The following is a 4,959-nucleotide window of genomic DNA, read 5'->3' as shown; positions in this document are numbered from 1 at the left end:
ATCACTAGAACCACCTACACGCAAGTTAAGCAAGGCAAGACGGTTGCCGTTTCAACTTACAGCTTGAAGAAGGGTGACCTCCTCTTCTGGGGTTCTAAGTCTAGCCCATACCACGTAGGGATTTACGTTGGTAACGGCCAATACGTTCACGCCGCTACCCCAAGCCAAGGCGTACGTAAGCAATACCTCAGCAGCTACTTCTGGCCATCAACTGCTAAGCGCGTGATCTAGTCTCGCGCCCGCGGCTTGGCCCACTTCAAAATGATCATCAATTAACGTCTCGCAGGCGCTCGGCCTGCGGGGCGTTTTTGTTTGTGGCTGAGTGGGGCGCGGTGCGGTTTTTGGGCAAAAAGTCCCAAAAGTATGCAGGACGGGGTGGTCGATGTCCCAAAAGTCTGCAACGCTAGGGGGTGAACGTCCCATTTTTATGCAGCTAGGTCCAATTTTTGGAAAAATCTCCCAAATCGGCGCCTCGTGGCCTATATTTTGATAAAAAAACAGCTCGATCGGCGGCTAGCTGCAGAATTTTGGGGCGATTTTGGGCAGCGTTGCATAGTTTTGGGAAGAATTTGACGAGCGTTGCATACTTTTGGGGGATTGGATATCCCAAAAAGTAGCAACTGCAGATAAAGTCGTCCCATTTTGGCGCAACCGCTCGCGAAAAAATCCCAAAAAGTAGCAACTAGTTGCTACCCGACCTTAGATTTTGTGAAATCGTAGCTATCTTTACAAAAATTGGTCGGTTTCCCCAACTTTTTTTGCTAAAAAGGGGACCAAAGTTAGCTGGCTGGCAAAAAGTCGACTAACTTTTGGATTAGTTGCGCCAAAATGGGCTGCTTTTTGATTTGGTTGCTACAAAATGGGATTTTTTTCTTGCCGGTTGCGCCAAATTGGGATGTTTAACCCACCTGAGTAGATCAAAAGAGGGCACAGAGCCCCAAAAGCACAGCAACCACCTTTAATTTAGGGGGATCAAATTAAATTTTGGACTGCCAACCTCCAGGTTGTGAACTGACTTCTTACGTTTTTTTGTGCATCACCCGCCCCGAGCAGCAGTGGTTTTGTGCATCAGCACCTGCACCCCGCGCCGCCCCACCAACGCCGCCGCCCACACCCAAACAAACGGAGGCCGCCCGATGGGCGGCCAGTACCTAACACCAGGCCGCGCCCAAGGGCACGGCCACACCCCTCTAAATTAAAACAACCTGGGAAAACCACACTCTCTTCTTACGCTTTTTAAAGTTTGAAACGGCTGTCAAGCCCCGCCAACACGGGAAAAGTTTAAATCCTAAGAAAGTTAATTAAGCCCTTGTAAATGAGAAAGGAATTAAATAAAATAGGGGCAATTAGTTAACAAGCAAAGGTTTTAGATTTGTAAAGAAGGTATTCACAATGAGAATTGCATGTTACGGCGTTAGGCCGCTTGAAAGAAGTTATTTCGAAAAATTAAACAAGTACGACTACGACTTGAAGCTCATTCCTGAATACTTGAACCGGGAAAACGTCAAGGAAGCCGAAGACTGCGACGCCGTCCTCGTCCGCGGCAACTGCCTTTGCGACCGGGAAAACCTTGAAAAGTTCCGATCTTATGGCATCTCCTGGGTCTTCACCCGTTCCGTTGGCGTTGACCACTATGACCTCAAGGCTGCTGAAGACCTCGGCGTCTCCGTTGCCCGCGTGCCAAACTATTCCCCATACGCCGTTGCCAACCTGGCCTTCACCTTGGGCGTCACCCTGTCTCGCCACGTTGGCGAAGCTGCCCACCAAGTTCACCAACAGGACTTCGGCATGCATCCTGACTACTTTGCGACCGAGTTCAACCGCATGAAGGTCGGCATCTACGGTGCCGGCAAGATCGGCGTGGCTGAAGCCAAGATGTGGAAGGGCCTGGGCGCTGAAGTTTACGCCTACGACCCGTTCCCATCCGACTTTGCTAAGCAGTACTGCGAGTTCGTCTCTGAGCACGAGCTCCTCGCGACCTGCGACATCGTTTCCGTTCACGTTCCTTACTTTAAAGGAAAAAATGATCAGCTGATCAATGCCGCTTTCATCGCGCAAATGAAGGATGGCGCAGTCCTCGTCAACACCGCCCGCGGCGAGCTCGCCGATGAAAAAGCTGTCGCAGAAGCCGTACGCAGTGGCAAGCTGGGCGGCTACGGCGCCGACGTTGTGTCTAGCGAAAAGCAGATCATGGGCCACAACTTTGACTGCCAAGAAGACGTTCCAGACCAAGACGTGCAAGCCCTGATGGACCTTTACCCGCGCGTCATGCTGACGCCGCACATGGGCTCTTTCACCAAGCCTGCCCTTGAAGACATGATCACCCTGTCTTACAACAACTTCCATAATATGCAAACCGAAGGCGCCGTTGACCAGCGCAACAGTGTTGTTGCCCCTAAGGTCGAAGTGACGACTTCCGCTTCTGAAAAGGCCTTGGCCTAGTCTAAAAAGATTCTAGCTTTGCTAGAATCTTTTTCTTATGTAACAAAACTTGTAAAAGTTATTAAAAAGAATGCAAAGGCTCTGTAAAGGGCCTGTAACATAAGTAAGCTATGATAATAACCGTCAAGAGAAAAAGGAGAAAGTTATTATCATGAAGCAAATCAAAAGAATTTTAGTCAGTTTAGCCCTGTTTGCCGCCTTCTTCGGTGCGGTTTCTGTATCTAACCAAAACAACACCGTTCAAGCTGCAAGCAAGACCACCAAGCGCAACAAAGTTGTCAAGCTGGCCAAAAAGCAAGTCGGCAAGCGCTACGTATACGGCGCTACTGGCCCTTACTCTTTTGACTGCTCCGGTCTGACCCAGTACGTTTTCAAGAAAGCAATCAAGAAGTCAATTACGCGGACGACCTACACTCAAGTCAAGAAGGGTAAAACCGTGAAGGTTTCAACCGCCAAGCTCAAGAAGGGCGACCTGCTCTTCTGGGGCTCCAAGTCCTCTCCATACCATGTCGGCATCTACGTGGGCGGCGGCCAATACGTGCACGCCGCAACGCCAAGCCAAGGCGTCCGCAAGCAATACCTCAGCAGCTACTTCTGGCCATCCACGGCCAAGCGGGTCATCTAATTTCAGACTAACTTTAGAAAAATAACTTCTCAACTATCAAAAGTAAGGTTATCGGCCTCAAAACCGGTAGCCTTATTTGTTTGGGCTTAATTTTAATAAGATGGTATTCATTCTGTAACATTCTTGTAACATTGGAGAGATATGATAAAAAAGCATTAAAAAAGATAAATTAATCATTAGAAGGATAATTGTTGTGAAGTTTAAGAGAATCTTAGTTAAGTTAGCAGCTGCTTTTGCCTTAATGACCGCTGCTGGCGCCGTACAAAACAGTAACGTTCAAGCAGCCACTGTTAAGGCTGTCAACAAGCAAGTAGTCATCAACTACGTTAGTGGCTACAGCGTTAAGGCTTGGAAGAACTACAAGGTAAAGACTGGTGCAGCCAACGACACTGGCATCAGCTTCAAGCACGGCACCACCATCAACGTGATCGGCGAAGTCAAGTACAAGGGCCAACGCTGGTACAAGGTTGCTGACAACGAATGGGTTCTTGCTTCTTACACTTTAAGCCAAAAGGCTTGGGCCAAGAAGGCCGAAGCTGCTAAGCGTGCCGCTGAAAAGGCCGCTCAAAAGGCAGCAGCGATGAAGAAGACTTCTAAGAGCAAGAAGCGCAAGCAAAACAAGGTTGTCGCTTTGGCCAAGGCCCAAGTCGGCAAGCCTTACGTTTGGGGCGCCACTGGCCCTTACAGCTTCGACTGCTCTGGCCTTACTTCATACGTTTACCGCCACGCTTTGGGCCGAAACATTACCCGGACCACCTACACCCAGGTATACCAAGGCAAGAGCGTTGCTGTGTCAACTGCTACCTTAAAGAAGGGTGACCTGCTCTTCTGGGGTTCAGCTTCAGCACCATACCACGTTGGGATCTACGTTGGCGGCGGCCGCTTCGTGCACGCAGCCACTCCAAGCCAAGGCGTCATCAATCAACGCCTGAGCTACTACTTCTGGCCATCCCGCGCTAAGCGCCTGATCTAACAATAATATCCTTTGTACTAAAGCATCGCGTCAAGCGATGCTTTTTCTTTATCCATCTGTATTATTCCTGTAACAAAGCTGTAACATTCTTTCGTTAAGCTAGAAAGCACGAATTCAATTTTTAGAAAAGATGGAAACCATGAAAAAAGTAATTACAGTATTAGCCTTATTCCTCAGTCTGCTGGGCGCAGTCAGTTTTGCTGACCAAGCTGACGCCGCCACCTTCACGCGGGTTGCTTACCGCGGCGGCAAAAAGCTGAACATCTGGAACCGGTCCGGCGCTGGTAAAAAGATTGTCGGTCAGGTCAAGTCAGGCCAGAAATTGACTTTGAAAGCCACTGCAACTTACAAGGGCAATTTGTGGTATGAATTGAAAAATAACACCTGGATCATGGCGGCTAACACGGTAACCACTAGCAAGTACGCCTCAATCAAGAAGGCCAAGACCGTTGCCACCAAGCGGAGCAAGGTTGTGGCCCTGGCCAACAAGCAGGTCGGCAAGGCCTACGTTTGGGGTGCAACTGGTCCTTACAGCTTCGACTGCTCCGGCCTCACCCAGTACGTTTACAAAAAGACCATCGGCACCTACCTGCCGCACTACTCCGTGACCCAGCGCTACTACGGCAAGGCCGTTTCCACCAAGAAGCTGCAAAAGGGCGACTTGCTCTTCTTCGGCAGCAAGTCCGCGCCGAACCACGTGGGCATCTACGTTGGCGGCGGCAAGTTCGTCCACGCCTCCAGCCCCACGGTTGGCGTCATCAAGTCATACGTCAGCACCCGCAAGTCCAGCGTCTTCTATCCATCCAGCGCTCGGCGGTTAATTTAGTAAAAAAAGACCGGCTCCTCGCCGGTCTTTTTGCGTTAGTAGGGACTAGTGCACAATAATTTACTCAACTACCCACTCTTTTGGAAAAAAGCT

5 protein-coding genes are annotated in these 4,959 nt (G+C 49.8%); all 5 read left to right on the top strand.

Features of this window, described 5'->3' with window-relative positions:
- Positions 1-231: C40 family peptidase (locus ACI4WN_RS08760; RefSeq protein WP_439777850.1), on the top strand; the 231-nt coding region annotated here is incomplete at its 5' end.
- A 1,161-nt stretch (positions 232-1,392) separates the two neighbouring features.
- Complete coding sequence (locus tag ACI4WN_RS08755) at positions 1,393-2,442, top strand: 2-hydroxyacid dehydrogenase (protein WP_439777849.1); 1,050 nt, start codon at positions 1,393-1,395, stop codon at positions 2,440-2,442.
- Positions 2,443-2,593: 151 nt separating this feature from the next.
- The gene (locus ACI4WN_RS08750; protein WP_439777848.1) at positions 2,594-3,067 is read left to right on the top strand and encodes a C40 family peptidase; all 474 of its coding nucleotides are present in this window, start codon (positions 2,594-2,596) and stop codon (positions 3,065-3,067) included.
- 193 nt (positions 3,068-3,260) lie between these two features.
- Complete coding sequence (locus tag ACI4WN_RS08745) at positions 3,261-4,040, top strand: C40 family peptidase (RefSeq protein ID WP_439777847.1); 780 nt, start codon at positions 3,261-3,263, stop codon at positions 4,038-4,040.
- A 139-nt stretch (positions 4,041-4,179) separates the two neighbouring features.
- Positions 4,180-4,866, top strand: coding sequence for a C40 family peptidase (locus tag ACI4WN_RS08740; protein ID WP_439777846.1), 687 nt, complete (start codon positions 4,180-4,182; stop codon positions 4,864-4,866).
- Positions 4,867-4,959: the final 93 nt, after the last annotated feature.

It is taken from the genome of Lactobacillus sp., from assembly GCF_051893255.1.
Lineage (GTDB): Bacteria > Bacillota > Bacilli > Lactobacillales > Lactobacillaceae > Lactobacillus.
This window is presented reverse-complemented; position numbering and strand designations above follow the sequence as displayed.

Bases quoted from the DNA above. Each gene is read 5' to 3' on its own strand.
- ACI4WN_RS08755 (WP_439777849.1), top strand. From the start codon at position 1,393: ATGAGAATTGCATGTTACGGCGTTAGGCCGCTTGAAAGAAGTTATTTC.
- ACI4WN_RS08750 (WP_439777848.1), top strand. From the start codon at position 2,594: ATGAAGCAAATCAAAAGAATTTTAGTCAGTTTAGCCCTGTTTGCCGCC.
- ACI4WN_RS08740 (WP_439777846.1), top strand. From the start codon at position 4,180: ATGAAAAAAGTAATTACAGTATTAGCCTTATTCCTCAGTCTGCTGGGC.